The organism is Mucilaginibacter gynuensis (assembly GCF_039541195.1).
In the GTDB taxonomy this organism is placed as follows: Bacteria; Bacteroidota; Bacteroidia; order Sphingobacteriales; family Sphingobacteriaceae; genus Mucilaginibacter; species Mucilaginibacter gynuensis.
Genome location: NZ_BAABFT010000002.1, coordinates 354,585 through 374,428, shown reverse-complemented (window position 1 = coordinate 374,428; position 19,844 = coordinate 354,585). Strand labels below are relative to the sequence as shown.

At 43.4% G+C, this 19,844-nt stretch carries 16 protein-coding genes and 1 pseudogene; 11 read left to right on the top strand and 6 right to left on the bottom strand.

Annotated features, from left to right (window positions below; genetic code table 11):
* Positions 1-82 precede the first annotated feature (82 nt).
* From ABD894_RS04865 to ABD894_RS04850, 4 genes are all read left to right on the top strand, one after another.
* Positions 83-910, top strand: coding sequence for a ThuA domain-containing protein (locus tag ABD894_RS04865; RefSeq protein ID WP_345209865.1), 828 nt, complete (start codon positions 83-85; stop codon positions 908-910).
* Between the two features lie 90 nt (positions 911-1,000).
* Entirely contained in the window at positions 1,001-1,849 is an 849-nt protein-coding gene (locus tag ABD894_RS04860; protein WP_345209864.1) for a universal stress protein, read from the top strand.
* 18 nt (positions 1,850-1,867) lie between these two features.
* On the top strand, positions 1,868-2,359 hold the full coding sequence (locus ABD894_RS04855; protein WP_345209863.1) for a MarR family winged helix-turn-helix transcriptional regulator: 492 nt from the start codon (positions 1,868-1,870) through the stop codon (positions 2,357-2,359).
* Between the two features lie 7 nt (positions 2,360-2,366).
* Positions 2,367-3,341: a Gfo/Idh/MocA family protein gene (locus tag ABD894_RS04850; protein ID WP_345209862.1), complete on the top strand. Its 975-nt coding sequence runs from the start codon at positions 2,367-2,369 to the stop codon at positions 3,339-3,341.
* A gap of 76 nt (positions 3,342-3,417) precedes the next feature.
* On the opposite strand, the gene ABD894_RS04845 is transcribed toward ABD894_RS04850, so the two are convergent.
* Positions 3,418-4,089 (bottom strand): basic secretory protein-like protein, encoded by a 672-nt coding sequence (locus ABD894_RS04845; RefSeq protein ID WP_345209861.1) that lies wholly within the window; start codon positions 4,087-4,089, stop codon positions 3,418-3,420.
* 192 nt (positions 4,090-4,281) lie between these two features.
* Here ABD894_RS04845 and ABD894_RS04840 point away from each other — a divergent pair, with 192 nt between their 5' ends.
* Entirely contained in the window at positions 4,282-4,446 is a 165-nt protein-coding gene (locus tag ABD894_RS04840; RefSeq protein ID WP_345209860.1) for a hypothetical protein, read from the top strand.
* Position 4,447: 1 nt separating this feature from the next.
* Here ABD894_RS04840 and ABD894_RS04835 read toward each other — a convergent pair whose 3' ends face one another.
* Both ABD894_RS04835 and ABD894_RS04830 read right to left on the bottom strand, forming a co-directional pair.
* Entirely contained in the window at positions 4,448-4,870 is a 423-nt protein-coding gene (locus ABD894_RS04835) for a secondary thiamine-phosphate synthase enzyme YjbQ (RefSeq protein ID WP_345210195.1), read from the bottom strand.
* 69 nt (positions 4,871-4,939) lie between these two features.
* Positions 4,940-5,764, bottom strand: a pseudogene (locus ABD894_RS04830) (AraC family transcriptional regulator); the annotation flags it as partial.
* Between the two features lie 91 nt (positions 5,765-5,855).
* On the opposite strand from ABD894_RS04830, the gene ABD894_RS04825 reads away from it, so the two are divergent.
* Complete coding sequence (locus tag ABD894_RS04825; RefSeq protein WP_345209859.1) at positions 5,856-6,797, top strand: NADP-dependent oxidoreductase; 942 nt, start codon at positions 5,856-5,858, stop codon at positions 6,795-6,797.
* Positions 6,798-7,113: 316 nt separating this feature from the next.
* On the opposite strand, the gene ABD894_RS04820 is transcribed toward ABD894_RS04825, so the two are convergent.
* Entirely contained in the window at positions 7,114-7,314 is a 201-nt protein-coding gene (locus tag ABD894_RS04820) for a hypothetical protein (RefSeq protein ID WP_345209858.1), read from the bottom strand.
* Between the two features lie 209 nt (positions 7,315-7,523).
* Between ABD894_RS04820 and ABD894_RS04815 the strand changes: the two genes are divergently transcribed.
* The 3 genes from ABD894_RS04815 to ABD894_RS04805 all read left to right on the top strand — a co-directional run bounded on the left by ABD894_RS04815 (position 7,524) and on the right by ABD894_RS04805 (position 9,725).
* Positions 7,524-8,420 carry an oxidoreductase gene (locus tag ABD894_RS04815; protein WP_345209857.1) on the top strand — a complete coding sequence of 299 codons (897 nt, stop codon included), beginning with the start codon at positions 7,524-7,526 and terminating at the stop codon, positions 8,418-8,420.
* Between the two features lie 76 nt (positions 8,421-8,496).
* The gene (locus tag ABD894_RS04810; RefSeq protein ID WP_345209856.1) at positions 8,497-9,309 is read left to right on the top strand and encodes a helix-turn-helix domain-containing protein; all 813 of its coding nucleotides are present in this window, start codon (positions 8,497-8,499) and stop codon (positions 9,307-9,309) included.
* Between the two features lie 11 nt (positions 9,310-9,320).
* Entirely contained in the window at positions 9,321-9,725 is a 405-nt protein-coding gene (locus ABD894_RS04805) for a DUF1801 domain-containing protein (protein ID WP_345209855.1), read from the top strand.
* Between the two features lie 84 nt (positions 9,726-9,809).
* Here the strand turns inward: ABD894_RS04805 and ABD894_RS04800 are convergent, their stop codons facing one another.
* Positions 9,810-12,572 carry a TonB-dependent receptor gene (locus ABD894_RS04800; protein WP_345209854.1) on the bottom strand — a complete coding sequence of 921 codons (2,763 nt, stop codon included), beginning with the start codon at positions 12,570-12,572 and terminating at the stop codon, positions 9,810-9,812.
* Positions 12,573-13,075: 503 nt separating this feature from the next.
* Between ABD894_RS04800 and ABD894_RS04795 the strand changes: the two genes are divergently transcribed.
* Positions 13,076-15,805, top strand: a complete 2,730-nt coding sequence (locus ABD894_RS04795) for a carboxypeptidase-like regulatory domain-containing protein (RefSeq protein ID WP_345209853.1) — start codon at positions 13,076-13,078, stop codon at positions 15,803-15,805.
* A 332-nt stretch (positions 15,806-16,137) separates the two neighbouring features.
* Positions 16,138-17,517, top strand: coding sequence for a sigma-54-dependent transcriptional regulator (locus ABD894_RS04790; RefSeq protein WP_345209852.1), 1,380 nt, complete (start codon positions 16,138-16,140; stop codon positions 17,515-17,517).
* Between the two features lie 62 nt (positions 17,518-17,579).
* On the opposite strand, the gene ABD894_RS04785 is transcribed toward ABD894_RS04790, so the two are convergent.
* A complete protein-coding gene (locus tag ABD894_RS04785; protein WP_345209851.1) occupies positions 17,580-19,811 on the bottom strand; it encodes a tetratricopeptide repeat-containing sensor histidine kinase in 2,232 nt (743 codons plus the stop codon).
* Between the last annotated feature and the right edge of the window lie 33 nt (positions 19,812-19,844).

Below are 19,844 nucleotides of genomic sequence, written 5' to 3'. Positions count from 1 at the left end.
TGGTTGTCTCAAATAGGTTACATGGGTAATTAGTTTTTTATTATATTGTTAAATAATTATTTTGTTAATAAATTTTACGCTCATGAAAATTAAGCTTAACAATATGGGCATCGTGCTGTTTTTGCTGCTTACGTGTGCCTCCGTTTACGCGCAAAAACCTGCCTTTAAAGTAATAGGTTTTTACACAGCAAAAAATGACCAGGCGCACATAAGCTTCGTTCATGAGGCAAATAAGTGGTTTAGCAAGGCCGCTAAGCAATATAATTTTGTTTACGACTCCACCCGAAACTGGAAAAACCTTAACGAAAAATTTTTATCGGCCTATCGGGTAGTGATATTTTTAGATACCCGGCCTGAAGCACCCGCGCAGCGCGAGGCGTTTAAGAAATACATGGAAAAAGGCGGCGGCTGGATGGGTTTCCACTTCGCGGCATTCGCGTTAACCCCTTCAGATTTTCCGCAGAATTGGGATTGGTACCATAACATGTTTTTAGGCACAGGCCAGTACGGCAGCAATACCTGGCGACCAACATCGGCCGTATTGAAGGTAGAAGACCGCACCCATCCAGCCACTTACAACTTACCCGTAAATTTTAAAACCTCGCCCAACGAATGGTACCGCTGGGAAAACGATCTCCGCAAAAATCCGGATATTAAAATACTGGCCTCTATTGATAGCTGTAGTTTTCCGTTAGGTACGGGGCCTAAAGAAAGCGAAATATGGCACAGCGGCTATTACCCGGTGGTATGGACCAACACCAAATACCGGATGATCTACTTTAATATGGGCCATAACGATATTGATTACGAGCATAATAGTAACAAAGAGCTATCCTTAACCTTTGGCGATAGGGTGGAGGATCAACTGATTATAAACGCTTTGTTATGGTTAGGTAAAGCCAAAAAATAAAGACAATACTATGAGCCAATTATGACACAAATTAGTTGATGTACAAACCATATAGCCTTTAACTTTGGGTTTACTAAACAAATAAAGGCTATGGAAAATATATTGATACCGGTAGATCTTTCTGAAGATTCGCGAAATGCAGTACATTATGCTGCCGCCCTAAGCAGGCAATACAAGGCAAAACGCATTACGCTGGTGTATGCTAACTACATTTCAATTTTTGAGGAGGTGCTTTTTTCGCCTGATTTTGTGCAATTAAATGAAGATGAAATAGCATCGAAACGCCGGTTGATAGATGCCGAACTGCTGCAACTGGTAAAGGATGTAAAACCGTTTATATCACCGGATACCGAGGTAGACTTTTTTGTGAGCGATGAGCCTTTATTAAGATCGATAATTACAGGTATAAGCCGTTTTAACGCCGATTTGTTGGTGATCAATAGCGATAGTATTGATAAAACCGAAGAAAGCTTTGTGGGTTTAAACGCCATCAGGATAGGCCGCGCCAGTTCAGTGCCGGTAATAGTGGTGCCTCCGCGTGCGGTATTCAGGGTGGTAAAATCAGCGGTAATAGCTGCCGACCTGGCCCACCTGCCCGATCATTCCATAGTTCCGGCCGTTAATAATATATTTCCTCAACTGCCCCAAAACGTTTTGGTGCTGAATATTGATCCGTCGGAGAAACACCTTAACCCCGATGATAAGTTTACCGAAGCCGGAAAATGCCTGGCCAATATGATGGAGGGCCTGCCCTATGATATTTATTATGATACCGATAGCGACATAATTAATGGCATACTAAAATTTACCAAACAGAACCAGGCGCAAATGATTATCGCTTTACCGCGTAAGTACAGCTTTTTGCGTTCGCTTACCGAAGCCAGCATTACCGAGGGTTTAGCTGTAAATACAACCTTGCCTGTGCTGTTATTGAAATAATATCTATTTTTGAGAAACATGAGTGTTTCAACAGATCAGTTAACCGAACAGTTTTCAAAGGCCGTTTCAAAATTGAACATGGCTTTCAGGCAGTTTATACAGGCCCGGCTAAGGCAGTACGAAATTGACCTTACGTTTGAAATGTTGCAGGTAATGATTTGTTTGTGGCAAAAAGATGGGATCAATCAGCAGGAAATAGCTAATATTACGGTGAAGGATAAGGCCAGCATGGTGTATCTGCTGGATAACCTGGAGAAGCGGAGCCTGGTGTACCGTATGCCCGATATGAGCGACCGCAGGAACAAACTCATTTTTCTTACCAAAAAAGGCAAAGGTTTAGAGCGCGATATACAGCCTATACTGCAACAAATGTACGATAGTGCCGAAGTAGGCATTAAACCCGCCAAGCTCAAAGAGTTTATTTGCCTGTGCGAAAATATGTGGCAAAACCTCGAAAACGGGATGCTTTGCACCGGCGATGAAATAAGCAACCTCAACAAAACACCATAAAACAAATATGAGCGATATAAACTGGGGCATAATAGGTTGCGGCGATGTAACCGAGGTAAAGAGTGGTCCGGCATTTAATAAAGTAGAGGGCAGTAATTTGGTGGCTGTAATGCGCCGGGATGCTGCCAAAGCTGCTGATTACGCTCAAAGGCACAGCGTTGGCAAATGGTATAGCGATGCCGAAGAGATGATGGATACCGCCGGTATCAATGCCGTTTATATAGCCACACCGCCCGATTCGCATTTGCCTTATGCTATATCCGCGTTAAAAAAAGGCCTGCATGTTTATGTAGAAAAGCCGGTTACCCTAAATGCGGGTGAAGCCCGTCAAATGGCCGATGCCGTTAAACAAGGCAATGCAAAACTTACCGTAGCCCATTACCGCCGTGGTTTACCCTTGTTTTTGAAGATAAAAGAACTGATAGATAATAAAACAGTAGGGGAGATCCGTACTGTGCAGATCAGGCTGTGGCAAAGCCGCAAACCCAAACTGATAGCCAAAACCGAAACTAACTGGCGTGTAAACCCCGAAATATCAGGCGGCGGTTATTTTCATGACCTCGCCCCGCACCAGCTCGATCTGATGTTGTTTTATTTTGGCGAGCCCGACCGTTACCGTGGATATTCGCTTAACCAAGCGGGTACTACAGAAGCGGATGACCATGTTTGCGGGCATATCGTATTCAAGAATAATATTGTAGTAAACGGCTCGTGGTGCTTTAACGTAGCCGAAGACCAGCAAACTGACACCTGCGAAATTATCGGAACAGAGGGCAGCATTACTTTCGCTTTCTTTGGCAATTATGTGAGCTGGAAAAACCGGCAGGAAGAACAAACCGAAACATTTGTACACCCGCAGCACATTGAACAGCCGATGATCACCAAAGTTGTAGCTTATCTAAATAACCAACAATATAACCCCTGCGCCATTGAGGAAGCGGTAACGCTGATGGATATTATGGATTCCTTCACCAAAAAATAAAAGCTCGCTTTATAATAAAAAACCTCTCTGCCGGCACGGCAGAGAGGTTTTTTTGTTTGCACAGGTATATGCTATATTATATAGCAGGGTTTGCCGCGTAAGCTTTCCAAAGCTCATCAACAGTTTTGCCTGTTACTTCTTTCCATGTGTTATCATTAAAAGTATGATCGCGCATCATGCCGTCAAACTTTTTAACGGTACCGGCTTTTACTTTTTTCTCAATCCACTCAAAAAAACGAGCGGTTACACGGTAGCTGTTATCATAGTTTTGGGTCGATTTAAATTCTGGCAGGCTCCAGTGTGCACCAGCATTATCTACGCCAAATTTGTAACGGGCATAATCGGCAATACCTTCGGTAACCCACCATGGACCGGTTGCTTCGCCGTAGCCTTGTACAATGTGCATCACCTCATGGGTAACCACATCAATATCGCCGGGATGTTTGGTCATATATTCGGCACTGAAAACTACTTTGCCATCGCCGGTAGCGGCAACGCCGTGGTAAGCGGTATCAATAAAAAATACTACTTGTTTATCGGTTTTAGGGTTATAGGCTTTAGCCAGTTTTGGGTAAACCTCAAAAAATGTAGTGATCAGTTTTTGTTTCAAAGCCGGATCGAACTTATCATCATTGCCTGATACAATGAGGGTATAGCCATTCTTTTTTAAGGTATCGATGCCTGCCGCAGTGGTTTTTTGGTAGGCAAAGGCACAAAATAATGTTGCAAGTAAAACTAATTTTTTCATGCGGTTAAATTATGTATTATAAATACATTTTCATGAATTTGTAATTCAATTGTTATATAAAATTAAATTTTGATAATCAGCCACATAGCTATTTGATTAAACGTTTTATCAAAATGATGGAATGAAAGCGTGTAAAACCATATCCGCCGAACGGTTGTTTCCTTAAAAGTTGCTCATCTAAAACATACCGTTATGAAAAATGAAGGAAAAAAAGCCGGTGATAAAGATCTCCATACCGAAGCACCCATCAGCGAAAAGGATGAAGTAAAGCAGGCCGAAGAAAAGCTGAACAAAAACGCCGATAAAAAAAGCGTAGCCACCGAACTTAAAATACTTGAAAGCGGTAAAGGCAAATAGCCTACTCGCCCCAAGCGGTAATTACCAACCGGCGCGGGCCGCCATGGTCGCGGTGTTCGCACAGGTAGATGCCTTGCCATGTTCCCAATGCCGGGCGACCGTTACGTATAGGTATCATTACCGAACTACCCAATAGCGACGATTTTAAGTGCGCAGGCATATCGTCTGATCCTTCATAGTCGTGCAAATAATCCGGATCGTTCTCGGGTACGGCTTTGTTGAAAAATGTTTCGAAGTCGGCACGTACGGTTGGGTCGGCATTTTCATTAATAGTTAACGATGCCGATGTATGCTGAATAAATACCTGGCAAATGCCCGCTTTCATATCACGTATTTGCGGCAATGCATACAAAACCTCGTCGGTAATTAAATGGAAGCCTCTTCTACGGGCGGTAAGCTGTATGTTTTGCTGATAGATCTTCATAAATAATATAACCCTTTGCCGCGTGTTTAGTTTAAAAGATGGTGTTATAGCAGCCAGTTTTCTGAAAGCGGATGGATTGATGCCCTTATGTTTTTTAAACAAGCGGTTGAGGTGACTTTCATCGGTAAAACCTAATTCGTTCACTATCTCGCTTATGCGCATATCGCTGTGTTGTAAACGGGTTTCTACCAGTTTTAATTTGTAGTTTGATATGTATTGCTGCAAACTTTCGCCGGTATGTTTTTTAAAGTAACGGCTCAAGTAGCCGTGCGATATGCCAAAGTTTTGACTGATGGTTTCTATCCGTAATTTTTCCGGTTCATAAATATGCTGCTGAATGTAGCGGATAATATCCAAAGCGGGTTCGCCGGTGGTTTCCACAATTCTTTCGGGCATGTTCATGGCAATATTGCGTGCCACTATAGATATTACAGTGTTTACCAATTGCCACAGTACGTCGGCATGGTTTACCTCGCGGTTAACCTGTTCGCGTATCATGGCTTCAACCAATAACTTCACCAGCGGTTTGTCGCCTTTGTTACAAAGCAGGCATCCCGGCTCGTGAGTGGCATGTTGCAGAATATACTCCATACGTTGCAGCCATTCGTTTTTGGTTTTGCGGTTATCGTGTCGCGTTTGTACGTAGATGTTGTTGAAGCGAATAAAGAAGAAGCCCGTGGTGGTATGCACATCAAAAGAGTGACAATCCTGCGGAGTGATGAGGAACAGGTGCCCTGCATGGTAATCAAACTGGTTATTGTTGATGCATTGTACGCCTTTGCCGCTTACAATATAAACCAGTTCGAAAAAGCTGTGCTTATGGGCTTTTACCGGCGCTTCATCAAGCTCTTTATAAACTACTTCAAATTCCTGGTGTAAGTTCTCCCTATCCATGTACGCAAAATTACAGGTTTTGCTCCGTTTTGTACAAGTGATATTGTGTTTGGTTGTACAAATTTGTATCAATAAATAATAGATAACAAAAATGAAAGCTATAGTATTAAAAGAATTTGGACCGGCATCAAATTTAGAAATAACAAACATCCCGCTCAGGGAAATAGAAGCCGGCGAAGTGTTGATACAGGTAAAAGCCATCAGCATAAACCCTGTTGATGTAAAAACACGTGCGGGTAAAGGCATGGCCGGCAGGTTAAAAGATATTCACCCGCTTATTTTAGGCTGGGATATATCGGGTGTAGTTACACAGGCGGGCAGTGAGGTTAAGGATTTTAAAGTGGGGGATGAAGTATTCGGTATGGTTAATTTCCCCGGCCATGGTAAGGCTTATGCCGAATATGTAATATCACCGGCAGATCAGCTGGCTTTAAAACCTGCCAATATCAGTCATGAAGAAGCGGCCGCTGCTACGCTTGCCGCCCTCACCGCTTACCAGGGTTTAGTGCACAAGGCCAATTTACAGGCAGGCCAACGTATACTGGTACATGCGGCAGCGGGTGGTGTTGGTCACTTTGTAGTGCAAATAGCTAAGCATTTGGGCGCTTATGTAATAGGTACATCATCTGCCGCCAATAAAGATTTTGTGCTTAGCCTTGGTGCCGATGAGCATATCGATTATCGCGCGGTGCCATTTGAAACCGTAGTAAAGGATGTCGATTTGGTATTTGATGCCATAGGCGGCGATAACATCGACCGTTCCATCGAAGTAGTTAAAAATGGCGGCACCCTGATCAGTATTCCATCAGGTTTACACGATGGCATCACCGAAAAAGCAAAGGCAAGAGGAGTAAACGGTTTCTTTTTCCTGGTGGCATCAAATGGCGATGATATGAAACAAGTGGCCGATCTGCTGGAGAAAGGCATTATCAAAGCCCATGTATCAGCTACCTATCCGTTTGAAGATATGGCAAAAGCCCACGAGCATGTTGAAACCGGCAGAACGGTAGGGAAAGTAATTGTGACTGTTTAATGCAGATGCAAGAGTTAAGATTCAAGAGACAGGACAGGACACGCCGAAAAGCTCTTGTATCTTAACTCCTGTCTCTTAACTCTTGTCTCTTGATTCTCAACTCTCAACTCTTGTCTCCTGACTCTCAATTCCTGAATCTATCCCTCCCTCAGTCCCTATGCGATAACTCTATCACGGGCCTTGGGTCGAAGAGTACTTTCAGCGCGCTGATCTTGCCGTTTTTGAGGGTATACCATCCGCAGCCAAATATGATGAGTCCGGAAATTTTCAGATCATATAACAGGCAAACATCATCGCCGTCTTCAAAGGCCTTTTTTTAATCGTATTCCAGTTGCATACGTTCCATATCGGCAAAATAAGCTTCGGCTCCATCGCGCGATTCTAAAACGCCGATGAACTGCATATCATCATTGGCATAGGTATGGACCAGTTCAAAATCTTTATTATTAATGGCATCTATACAGGCCAGCACTACATCTTTAGCGGTATTATTGGTGGGGTTATTTGAATGGCTCATTATATATTGGTTTTAGTGATTGATACCGGATAAGTATTAAATATTGTGCCATTATTATCCCCTGGTTAATTATTTTACTCTTTGATAAATACTATAACCGTTTATTTTAAACCAAATTGAGCTTTTTAACAAAGTAAAATGAGCTTTTTAACAAAGCTGCCGCTGCCATTTCTATCGACCTTTGAATAAATTAAATAATACAAATAAAAATGGCAACTCAACAAAAAGTATGGTTTATAACAGGCAGCTCACGTGGCCTTGGTCGTAATTTAACTGAAGCGGTATTGGCAAGCGGCGATAACGTAGCGGCTGCTGCCCGTAATCCCGAACAACTAAAAGATCTTCAGGATAAATACCCCGGTCAGTTGTTCCCGGTTAAGCTGGATGTAAATAATAATGATGAAGTATATCAATCAGTAGCTGATACCATAGCGCATTTCGGCCGTATTGATGTGTTGGTGAACAATGCAGGGTTCGGCATTACCGGCGCGGCCGAAGCATTTACCGACGAACAGGTACGCAGTCAGCTGGAAACCAACCTGTACGCGCCTATCGAAATTACCCGTGCCATATTACCCTACATGCGCGAACAGCGTTCGGGCCATATCCTGCAAATTAGTTCTACAGGCGGCCGGGTTGGTAACGCTGGGTTAACCATGTACAGTGCCGCCAAATTCGGATTGGTTGGTTTCAGCGAAGCATTATCAAAAGAAGTGGCCTCGTTAGGCATAAAAGTAACCGTAGTTGAACCCGGTGGTTTCCGTACCGATTGGGGAGGCGCGTCTATGACCTATGCCCGCCGTGTAGAAGGCTATGAAACAACGGTAGACTGGATGCAGGATTTCTTCCGCAAAAACTACGTACCCATGGGCGACCCGGACAAAGCCGCCAAAGTAATGATAGATGTAGTGAACAATCCCGAGCCGCCCCTGCACCTTATATTGGGCAGCGAAGCGGTAGGCATAGTAAAAATGGCCAACAACCTGCGCGACGAAGAATTTGAAAAGTGGATCCCCGTAAGCACTTCCACCGACCACGACGATGCCGTGAACTTTTTAGAAACCGAGATGGGAAAAGCTTTCTTGAAGTTGAAAAGCAATAAATAACAGCGATTGGTTTTTACGTACAGCATTGCTTACTATTTGTATGGCAATGCTGTTTAGTTTTATAAATTTGAAATATATGCTTAAGCAAGAACATGAAAAAGTAGCCAACCCAATTGTATACTCCTGTTATTATACCCGGAGCCGTGAGGGTGAGCAATTTGTGCAGGAGCATGTTTTTAGCTACCAAATTTCGGGCACACTGATATTGAATGATGGCAGCAGGGAATATGCGATAAATCCCGGCGATTTCAGATTTTGCCGGCGTAACACTTTGCTAAAGTTTAATAAGCTGCCGCCTGCCGGTGGCGAGTTTAATTCTATCTCCATCTATCTCGATCAAAAAACACTACGCGATTTTTGCGCGGAATACGGTTATAGCGCAGCCGGTCACCATGCCGGTAACGCGGTACTTCAGCTAAAACCGAGTGCTATGTTTAAGGGTTTTGTCGATTCGCTGATGCCTTACGAGCAGCAGATTAAGCAGTATGGCAGCAACGTGGGTTTACTATCGCTCAAAATAAAGGAAGCGATAATGATATTGCTGCAAAGCGACCCGGGGTTGAAGGATATACTGTTCGATTTTTCGGAACCGGGGAAGATAGACCTGGAAGCGTTTATGAATAAGAACTTTCATTTTAATGTACAGCTAAAACGCTTCGCCTACTTAACCGGCAGAAGCCTGGCCACTTTTAAGCGCGATTTCGAGAAGATATTTAATAACACACCCAGTCGGTGGTTGTTGCAGCGCCGTTTGCAGGAGGCCTGGTATCAAATAAAAGAAAAGGGCAAAGCGCCGTCAGATGTCTATCTTGATCTAGGCTTTGAAGATCTTTCGCATTTTTCGTTCGCGTTTAAAAAAACGTTCGGTGTAGCACCATCAAAAATTTAACATCAAACCTAATGGCAAAAAAAGCACCCGAAACCGTAGACGAGCTTATTCAAAAACTTGATCATCCGCGTAGTGATGTGGTGAACACTTTACGGCAAATTATATTAGGTGCCAATGCCGAAATAGCCGAACAGGTAAAATGGAACTCGCCAAGCTTTTATTACACAGGCGACATGCCGCCCTTCGACCCAAAAGAATACAAACGGGATCTCCTGGTTCTAAACCTGCATAAAAAAGAATATGTGCTGCTGGTGTTCCCCACAGGTGCTAAGATCACTGATACCACCGGCCTGCTGGAAGGCAAATTTCCTGACGCACGCAAGGTGGCGAAAATAAACAGTATTGAAGAGGCCGAAGCAAAAAGGGAAGCTTTGCAACAGGTGGTTAACCGGTGGATTGAATTGGTTGATAAATAGCCACAAGCACATATTGCATAAACACAAAGAAGCCTGCCCCTCTTTACGGAAGGCAGGCTTTTATAATTGTCCCGGTGTAATGTATTAAAATGTAAAACCTATGCGGGCAAAAAAGCGTCGGCCGTTTCCGCCCATTTGTACTGCGTCAAACGGACCCGACGGTTCGTTGTTAAACGCGTAACCTTTAGCGCCTTTTACGTAAGCCAGGTCGGGGTGAACGTTAAATACGTTATCAACCCCTAACGAAAAACGGATGGACTTGCTCGCTTTGTACGAAGCATAAATATCGCTCACATATTTACCACTGTATATGTATTGATCGGGCAGCGTAGTGGTGCCGTCATCAGTAGGTACAACCGGAGTAATGTTTGATCCGTCGCCGTAACCTAACAGGTCAATTTTACCAAAGTAAGTTACACGTGCGCCAAGGGTAAGGTCTTTATGGCCAAACTCAGGGTTTAAAGCGAATTTTGCAGGCGGAGCCGATGCCAGGATAAATTTACGTTCGCGCGAGCTCAGGAAAGTTTCTCTCAAAGCTTCGGTACTGCCTAATATCGGCGGATAGTTCACTTTATCAATCTTCATGTTTTGGAAGTTACCGGTAAACAGCAAACGGTAACGGTTTTGGCCAACCGTACGGCTGTAATCAATTACGATATCCAAACCCTTATTGGTAGTGTTAACCGCGTTGGCGAAAAACTGTGCCGAGCCTACATTCAAAGCTTTTAAGGCATCAGTAAATGAAGGATCGAGCGTATCGTCATCGGCACTGAACTGACCTGATAATACCACGCGATCAGTCACCTTAATTAAATAACCATCAGCAGTAATGCTTAACTCAGGGATTGGTTTAAAGGTGAAACCTAAACCGGCATTCTTTGATTTTTCCTGCGTTAAGTTCTCTATACCGGCAGCGCGGGTAATAGGGCTGTAATTCGGCGCTATCTTTACTTCAGATATTACTGTGCCCTGTACATTGGTAAATGTTGAACTGTAATTGATTTGCTGCAGCGATGGCGCACGGAAGCCCGTACCCAGCGAACCACGAATATTAAAATTGTCGGTAATTTTGTAGCGGGTAGCAAATTTACTGTTAAAGTTGTAGCCAAAATCGCTATAATGCTCTAAACGGTTGGCAAAATCAACCAGCCATTTTTTGGTTACATCCAACTCAAAATCAACAAAACCGCCAAATACCGAACGATTGGCATTCACCTCATCTGCCGGTTGAAAACCAGGGAAGCCCTGCGAACCTGCCGCCTGCGTACCTGTTGGGTCGTAGTTTTTGTACGAAGCTTCTTCACCCGCGAAGATCTTATATTTCTCATACCTGTATTCGGCACCAAAACCAAGGTTAAAGCCCGCCAACGCGTTAAAGTGTTTGCTTACGTTCAGGTTGGCCGTGTTTTGCAAAAACGAAGATCCGCCATCATCAAAATGGGTTTTATCGGCACCTAAAGAAGCATTAAAGGTTTTTTCGCCAAAGAAGTGAAATTTGTTGCGACCAAGGTTATCACTCAAATCCCAATCCCAGTCTTTACCGAAAGTGCCTTTTAAGCCCAATGCCAAAGCGATATCGCTGTTGTGCGTTTGAATAAGCGGATTGTAGTATGATTCACCATCGGGCGTATTAAAAATAATGCCCTCTACCGGTATCAGGTTGCCATTGTTGGTAGGGAAACGCTCCGGCCTGCCCGAAAAATTACGGGTAAAGGCATAGGCATCAGATGCTTTGTAGCTGTAACCGCCAAAGCTGTAAAACGTAGTAGCAGTATTCAGTGGGATTTCGTTATTGAAAAATATGGTCCCGGTTTCTGCCGATCCTTCACCGTTAGCCCTTCTGTATGGATTTAAAGGCAGGGCTTTCGGGTTAGCGAAAGCGGTATCATGTGTTTGGCGGAAGGTTTTTCCATTTTTAGAGTAATCGCCCGTGAAATTGATAAAACCATCCTTACCGATAGGTAAACCGTAGTTGGCATCAATGGTAATGCCATTACCATCAATAGTGCCGCCATGTGGATATTGGTTGGCCGCTACGCTTTTGCCGCTGTTAAAGGCAGGGTCGTAATAACCGGAATAACCCACATTGGCCGTAAAGGTGCTCACGGTTTTCTTGAGCACGAGGTTGATAACCCCGGCAATCGCGTCAGAACCATACTGGGCCGATGCACCGTCGCGCAATATCTCCACCCTATCGATCGCTGCTGTGGGGATAGAGCTCAGATCGACACCAGAGTTACCACGGCCACGTGTACCGAATACCGATACAAATGCTGTGGAGTGGCGGCGTTTTCCGTTTACCAGCACCAGGGTTTGGTCGGGACCTAAACCTCTCAGGGTGCCCAGTTCAACATGGTCGGCACCGTCAGAGCCTGATTGCTTATTATAATTGAATGATGGGGCGGCGTAATTTAATATATCGGTAAGATCCATACGGCCGGTTGTGGTGGCCGCTTTGCTTACGTTAACCACATCCACAGGCACGGCTGTTTCCAGTTTTACCCGCCCGGCAGATCGTGTACCTATCAGTACCACTTCGTTAAGCTGGGCGATGCTGTTCTCCAAAGCGATGTTGAATTTGGTAGCAGTACCTACCTTAATAGAGTAAGGTTTGTAACCTGTGTACGTAAACTCCAGTTCATCAGAGTGGGCCGCCTGTATGGTAAATTGCCCGCTTGCGTTGGTGCTGGTGCCCTGTGTAGTGCCTTTAATAAGCACTGTTACGCCTGCCAAGGTTTCCTTGGTGGCAGGGTCGGTAACGGTACCGGTTACAGCTTTCTTTTGTGCCAGCAATGTTTGTGTGCTAAATAGTAAGAATGTTAAAAATAAGAGTAAATTTTTCTTCATAAATGTGGCGGAAAAGTGAAAAAATGCGAGAAATATCATTTATACGATTCAATAATTTATACTGTCTCAGTATTTGTGATCGTATATATGTAAATATTAAAAATTATTCTATCTTTTTTTAATTATTTACAAAATATAATTTCATAAAAGAGCCTTTTTACACTCATGCAAACACATTATTAGTAATTTATATGGAAAATTACTCTCCAAAGTGGCTTAGCATCTATACAAGCAAGTGTTTTTGATGGAATTTTATTCACAAACCAACGATTTACTAAATCTTATTTATAGAATTTAACTTTAGCACATGCGATAAAAGCACCCGGCTAATTGTGATAATAAGGAAGGTAATATGGCTTCTTTTTGTGTGATGAAAATATTACAAAATAATCATCGGGCTCAATTAAACCTTTTAGCATTTATGCAGTCGTATTGGTATATTGAGCCCGAATTAATATAAACCGTAAACCAATTTTAGTTCTAATAAACCTTACTGCATACCTATGCTAAAAAACAAACTCTCCACCACATTTTTTTGTGCCGTGCTGTTTATAAGTGCGCTGACTGCATTTGTGAAAAGCAACGACGATCCGCTTGATAAGATCTCCGCGTCTTTAAGCACCTGGACAAGCAACCTGCCCCAGGAAAAAGTATACCTGCATACCGATAAACCCTATTATGCCCTTGGCGATACCATTTGGTTTAAGGCTTACGTAACCGTAGGCAGCAGGCACCAGTTATCGGCATTAAGCGGCGCCGTGTATGCCGACCTGATCAACGAACGGGATTCGGTAGAAAAAACACTGAAACTACCTATCAGTGCCGGGGTGGCCAAAGGCAATTTCATTTTGGCCGACACCATTGCCGAAGGTAATTACCGCATACGTGCCTATACCCAATGGATGCGCAACGCGGGCGAGGATTACTTTTTTGATAAAACTTTTATTGTAGGCAATGCCATTGACAAGATAACAGCCAGGGCCGATTTTAAGTACAAAACCGAAGGGGGTAAATCAATAGTAAGTACTATTATTACCTACACCGATAGCGACGGCAAACCCGTTGTTGGGCAGGATGTAGAATGCCGGGTAGAGAACAGCGTAAAAGTGCTGGAACGAAAGAAGGGTAAAACCGACCAAAACGGATCGGTAATACTGGATATGGAGAATAACAGCAAAAACAACTTGCAGGGCACTCACGTAACTTCGGTTATTACAACAACAAGCGACGGTGAAAAGAAAAGCAGTTCTACTACCTTCACTATAAAAGCCAGTCTCGCGCAAAGCGATGTACAGTTCTTCCCCGAAAGCGGCGATCTGGTAGCGGGTATCAACTCCCGTGTAGCTTTTAAGGCAATAGCTATTGATGGTAGCAGTGTGGCGGTTAAAGGCTCAATTGTTGACGAAGGCGGAACCGAAGTAACCACCTTTGAAGCGCTGCACGCGGGCATGGGCAATTTTACCATGAGGCCCGAAGCAGGTAAAACCTATTCGGCCAAAATTACTTATCCCGATGGCTCGCAAACTAAAGTAAACCTGCCCAAAGTAAAAGACAGCGGTTATGTGCTTGCTGTATATAATAACCCTAATACAGATACCATACTGGTACGTATTAACGCATCTGCAAATTTATTACAGGCTCCGCAAGGTGTAAATATTGTGGCGCAATCGGGCGGCGAAATGCTGTACGCTTCGCAGGTGAAGATAGCGAGGGCGGTTACATCGGTATGGATCCCTAAAAAGAATTTCCCTACCGGGATAAGCCAATTTACGCTGTTTAACGCTGCGGGAGAACCTACTAACGAAAGGCTGGCCTTTATTAAAACCGCCGACCAAATGCAGCTGAAGCTAAACAGCAGCAAACCAAGCTATAAAAACCGCGAAAAGGTAGAGCTAACCCTCGATGCCAAAGACAAAACAGGCGCGCCTGCCATAGGCAGTTTCTCTATCTCGGTGATCGACGAAACCAAGGTGCCTGTTGATGAAAGTACAGAGACAACGATACTATCAAGCCTGTTGCTATCATCAGACCTGAAAGGGTATATAGAAAAACCAAACTATTACTTTACCCAGCAGGAAGACGCCGACAAAGCACTGGACAACCTGATGCTTACCCAGGGTTACCGCAGGTTTGTTTGGAAAGATCTTTTAGGTGGTACATCCCCAAAGCCTGTTTACAAGGCCGAAAAATTAGCTGTTGATATATCGGGCAGGTTGATGTCACTTAGTAAAAAGCCGTCGCCGGGTGGTAAAATAACCTTATTCTCTGCAAAAACTAATATCCTGAAGGACACGCTTACTGATGCTAATGGTTATTTCAGCTTTGATAATGTGATCATTCCGGATAGCGTAAAATTTACGGTGCAAGGCCGCAATGCCAAAAATGGTTCGCTGGTACAGGTGCTTATGAACAAAACACCCATACAGCCTTTCTCCCTGAACCCTAATTTGGCTGACATAAATAATGACATTGCAGGCAGCAACAAAGCGTACCTTGCAAGTAACAGAAAGCAAATTGAAGAGCTTGAAAAAACAGGTAAGCTTAGCAGGATACAACAGCTGAATGAAATAAAGATCCGCGGAAAAAAGGGCCCGAGGTTAACCCCGGGCATGATGGGTATACCTGAAAGCGCTGCCGACCAGGTGCTAACCTTTAATGGCACACAGGCATGCGTTAACCTTACCATGTGTTTGCAAAGCCGCATTCAGGGTGTGAGCTTTGTTCCGCGCGACCAGGTAACCAATTACCCTACAACCCGTGGCCGCCCAATGCAGGTAATTGTTGACGGTTACAAGCTTAGCTTGCCTGAAGAAATCAGCGAGGTATTTGATAATAACTCTATTGATCCGGCTGATGTTGCCAAAATTGTGGTGGTACGTACAAGTACCGTACAAATATCAATGTTGGGCGGCGAAAGCTTAATTATTATCACCAAACGTGGTAACCACAGCCGTGGTCGTTACAACCCGGACATTGCTAATATTGCACCGCGTGGCTTTAATGAGGCTAAGGAGTTTTACTCGCCTAAATACGATCATCCAAAAACAGCTTCAGAATTGCCCGATCTGCGTTCTACTGTATACTGGAACCCTAATTTGAAAACATCTGCCACCGGTACGGTGAAGTTCGATTTCTTCACAGCCGATGATAAAGGCAAATACAAAGTAATTGTAGAAGGTATTAATGGCCTTGGCGACATAGGCCGCCAGGTATACCACTTTAATGTGGAATAAACAGGCTATGTAACCTTAACAAGATATAAACCTAAACCAGATTATACGATGGGGAGTATTGTTTAAAAGCAATGCTCCCTCTTTTATTTTATAGCTTTTGTAAAGTTTATTTACCGGATATGTATTAAGATTTAGCTAAAAGGAATAAAGCGATCTAAAAAGTAGTTTTATCCATCAATTGATACTAAAAGCTTCAATTCTATTGCATATATCCTCTTTTTAAATTACATTCGTTAGTTAAATATCACAATTTGGGTGGGTTTACTTAAATGTTTCAACATTTTTTATAAGCACATCCTCTACCTGTAAAAGCAATAGCCAACCTCCTCGTCATGAAGAAAAAAATTCTGATTGTTGAAGACGAATTTATTGAAGCCAATAACCTTCAAATGATATTGGAGCGTGCGGGCTACAATGTTTGCAAACTGGCACGATCGGTACCCGTTGCCCTCGAAATTGTAGATAGCGAGAAACCCGACCTTGTACTACTGGATATTTGCCTTAAAGGAAACCAAACAGGCATCGATCTGGCTAAAATTCTCCGCGAAAAAAATATCGCCTTCGTTTACCTCTCTGCAAATTCAGATAAAGAAATACTGGCGCAGGCCAAAGCCACGCAGCCCTATGGTTTCCTGGTAAAACCCTTCCGCGAAAAGGATGTACTGGTAACCCTCGATATAGCCGATTACCTGCACGAACAAAAGTTAAAACTACAACAGGTAAAGGAAAAGGATGCCGCACCCAAACCACTGGTAGACCTGAAAGGCATCATTGGCAGAAACAAAGGTTTGCAAGCCGTGTTGGATCATGTTAAAATAGTAGCGCCTACAGATACATCGGTACTTATCACCGGCGAAAGCGGAACAGGTAAAGAGCGGATAGTAGATAGCATACACGCGAGTTCGCACCGTAATAGCAAGCCATTAATAAAAGTTAACTGTGCCGTATTACCGGCCACGCTTATAGAAAGCGAGCTGTTCGGGCACGAGCGTGGCTCTTTCACGGGTGCATTTGAAAAACGGATAGGCAAGTTTGAACAGGCACAGGGCGGCACCATATTTTTAGATGAAATTGGCGAAATGCCGCTGGACCTACAGGTAAAACTGCTGCGTGTTTTGCAGGAAAAAGAAATTGAACGCATAGGCGGAAAGGGCTCTATTAAGGTTGATGTACGCTTTATTGCCGCCACCAATCGCAACCTCGAAAAAGAAGTAGCTGAGGGCCGTTTCCGCATCGATCTTTTTTACCGCTTAAATGTATTCCCGATACATGTACCACCTTTGCGTAACCGAAAGGATGATATACCATTATTGGCCGCACACTTTGTTGATCGTTATGCGGCCATTAACAGGAAAAAAATTACCGGCATTTCTGAAAATGCGATAGATGCCCTTATGGCTCACGACTGGCCCGGCAATATCCGCGAACTGGAACATTTGATTGAGCGTAGCGTGTTGCTTACCCAGGGCGATACCTTACAATCTGTACCACTATCGCGCGATAATTATCAATTTGCTGTAGAGTTACCCGTGGCACGGCGTGTGAAAACCATGGAAGAAAGCGAGATTGACCACATTGTTGAAGTATTGCGCTTATGCAAAGGCAAAATATCCGGCCCCGGCGGTGCGGCAGAACTACTCGATCTGCCATACTCAACACTTTCATCCCGAATTAAGAAACTTGGGATAAAAAAGGAATCGCTGTTTAAATAGGCGAACGGTTTGGTTGTCAATTTAAAAAATCTTGTTTCTTAACTCTCAACTCTTGAATCTATCTAACGAACGTGTTCATTCTTGAAAGTAATGGTAATCTTAGTGCCATTGTCATTCTCAAAACGGATATCCGCGTTGATATCTTCACTTAAGCCACGCATTAATTTTAATCCAAGCGTTTTGGTGTTTGCTGTTTGGTAGTCTGCCGGTAGGCCTATGCCATTGTCGGCTATAACGAGGTGTATACTTTGGTTGTTACTGTTCAGGGTAATACTGATAACGCCCTTATTGCCGTTTGGGAAAGCATATTTAATGGCATTGGTTACCGCCTCGTTGATAATTAATGCGAGGGGTACGGCCTGCGATACCCCCATTTCCAGCGGCTCAATGTCTTGTTCAAAACAGATCTGCTGCCCGGTGTCGAAGCTATCCATCAAATAGTTCATAAATTCCGGGATATATAAGGCCATGTTAATTATCCGCACATCATCAGTTTGGTAAAGCTTTTGGTGAATGAGCGACATGGCGTATATGCGATGCTGCGTACTTTCCATGGCCTTAAGCGCATCGTCACGTAAGTAGGCGGCTTGTGATTCCAGCAGACTTACCACTGTTTGCAAGTTGTTTTTTACCCGGTGATGCACTTCCCTAAGCAACCATTCTTTTTCAGACAACAGTTGCTGCAGCATGGTGTTCTTTTGTGTAATAATGTTATTTGATGCCTGTTTTTGTTTGTATTGCCTGTAAACCAAACTCAATATAATTACCAGCAATGCCGACATTACTATGGTGACATTACGTATTAAGTTTGCTTGCTTTAAATTTGCTTCCTGTAATTTGTTCCTTTGATTAAGAATGCGGATATCCTTATTCCTCAATATCAATTTATTCTCTGTGTTGGTAATATCATACTTTACCTGGAGCTCTTCTATTTGTTTAGTGCGGCCAATTTGTACTATTGAGTCATCAAGTTGCTTGTTGATCATGAGGTGCCGCATGGCAGAAAGGTATTTGCCTGCAGCAGAATCCGATTTAAAAAGCAGGAATTGCAAATGGGCTTTAAATACCAGTGGTTCGGCAGCCGCGTTTTTTTCTGCAACGGCAAGGTAAGGAGCTGCTTGTGCAAATTGGCCCGACTCTACATAAAACTGCCCAACGTTACGATGGGCGTTATTCAAATCTGTATTTAACTTTTTGCAGAGATTGAGGTAGGCTAAATAATATTTTTCGGCCTTCTTTAGTTGTTTTGTCCCTTTATAGGCTTCGGCGAGCGCGCTGTAGGCGTAAAGTTTATCTTCATCGGTTTCTAAAGGATGACCCTTCATTTCGCTTAATACATAGTTCAGCGCCTCTTGTTCGCGGTGCATTTTCCGCATCATGCGGTTTATGCCTTCGAGTAAGGCAAAACGGTTAACAACTTTTGACTGGTCTAAGGTATACATCACTTTTTTAAAGCAGTCAATAGCTTTTTGAAACTGCCCTATGTTTCTGTAAACCTCTCCAAGCCCAAGGTAAACACGGCCGTAAAAGCGCACATCGTTTGTTTTAATAACGTATTTTTCGGCATCGTAATAATTGGTGAGGGCTTCGTCATAATGGCTTTGGTAGGTGCTGATATAACCCAGGCGCACGTAAATAAAATGAAGCTTCGCAAACTTTGCCCTTTGGCAAATGGCTAATACCTGTTTAGCCCTTTTTTCTGCCACTGCAAATTTTCCGTATTCTGTGAGCAGGTTGGGCACTATTAGCATACTGCCAACCGTAAAATCTAATAAGTACTTATCTTTACTGGCAAAACTTTGTTCAAATGCCATGCGTGAAAATGTAATGGCGGTATCTAAAATAGCTTCGTTGGCTTCGTATAACTTGTAACGGTAATAGTAATTCAACGTAAGGTTTAAAAGCAGTTTAATGCGTGTGGTATCGCTTACTTTGTTAATAAGATCTTTGGCTTTAAACCACTCACGTTTTTCCTGGTAAATACGGGCTATTAAAAAGAGCGACTCGTTCACACCATCTTTTTTATGAAGCGCGGTGCTTAATGTTTTCGCCTGCTGTGCCAGCAGCATGGAGGTATCTAAGTCGTGGCTTTCTTCGCCGGGTTTGGTGAGGTAATAGGTGCCGGTTCTTAGCAGTGTTTGTATGCGTTTAACATCGGCTTTACTGTTTTTCAGAAAGGTTAAAACACTTGGCAGCTCTTCGGGTGTAATATCCGGGAAGCCCGAAAAATACTGCGCCGAAACAGGGATACTGAACAGCAATAATATAATGATAAGTTTAAGATGTTTTGCCATGTTAAAACCGGCGCTATAGTTTATTATGTAAGG

Coding starts and splice junctions, on each gene's coding strand:
- ABD894_RS04865 (WP_345209865.1), top strand. CDS start 83: ATGAAAATTAAGCTTAACAATATGGGCATCGTGCTGTTTTTGCTGCTT.
- ABD894_RS04860 (WP_345209864.1), top strand. CDS start 1,001: ATGGAAAATATATTGATACCGGTAGATCTTTCTGAAGATTCGCGAAAT.
- ABD894_RS04855 (WP_345209863.1), top strand. CDS start 1,868: ATGAGTGTTTCAACAGATCAGTTAACCGAACAGTTTTCAAAGGCCGTT.
- ABD894_RS04850 (WP_345209862.1), top strand. CDS start 2,367: ATGAGCGATATAAACTGGGGCATAATAGGTTGCGGCGATGTAACCGAG.
- ABD894_RS04845 (WP_345209861.1), bottom strand. CDS start 4,089: ATGAAAAAATTAGTTTTACTTGCAACATTATTTTGTGCCTTTGCCTAC.
- ABD894_RS04840 (WP_345209860.1), top strand. CDS start 4,282: ATGAAAAATGAAGGAAAAAAAGCCGGTGATAAAGATCTCCATACCGAA.
- ABD894_RS04835 (WP_345210195.1), bottom strand. CDS start 4,870: ATGAAGATCTATCAGCAAAACATACAGCTTACCGCCCGTAGAAGAGGC.
- ABD894_RS04825 (WP_345209859.1), top strand. CDS start 5,856: ATGAAAGCTATAGTATTAAAAGAATTTGGACCGGCATCAAATTTAGAA.
- ABD894_RS04820 (WP_345209858.1), bottom strand. CDS start 7,314: ATGAGCCATTCAAATAACCCCACCAATAATACCGCTAAAGATGTAGTG.
- ABD894_RS04815 (WP_345209857.1), top strand. CDS start 7,524: ATGGCAACTCAACAAAAAGTATGGTTTATAACAGGCAGCTCACGTGGC.
- ABD894_RS04810 (WP_345209856.1), top strand. CDS start 8,497: ATGCTTAAGCAAGAACATGAAAAAGTAGCCAACCCAATTGTATACTCC.
- ABD894_RS04805 (WP_345209855.1), top strand. CDS start 9,321: ATGGCAAAAAAAGCACCCGAAACCGTAGACGAGCTTATTCAAAAACTT.
- ABD894_RS04800 (WP_345209854.1), bottom strand. CDS start 12,572: ATGAAGAAAAATTTACTCTTATTTTTAACATTCTTACTATTTAGCACA.
- ABD894_RS04795 (WP_345209853.1), top strand. CDS start 13,076: ATGCTAAAAAACAAACTCTCCACCACATTTTTTTGTGCCGTGCTGTTT.
- ABD894_RS04790 (WP_345209852.1), top strand. CDS start 16,138: ATGAAGAAAAAAATTCTGATTGTTGAAGACGAATTTATTGAAGCCAAT.
- ABD894_RS04785 (WP_345209851.1), bottom strand. CDS start 19,811: ATGGCAAAACATCTTAAACTTATCATTATATTATTGCTGTTCAGTATC.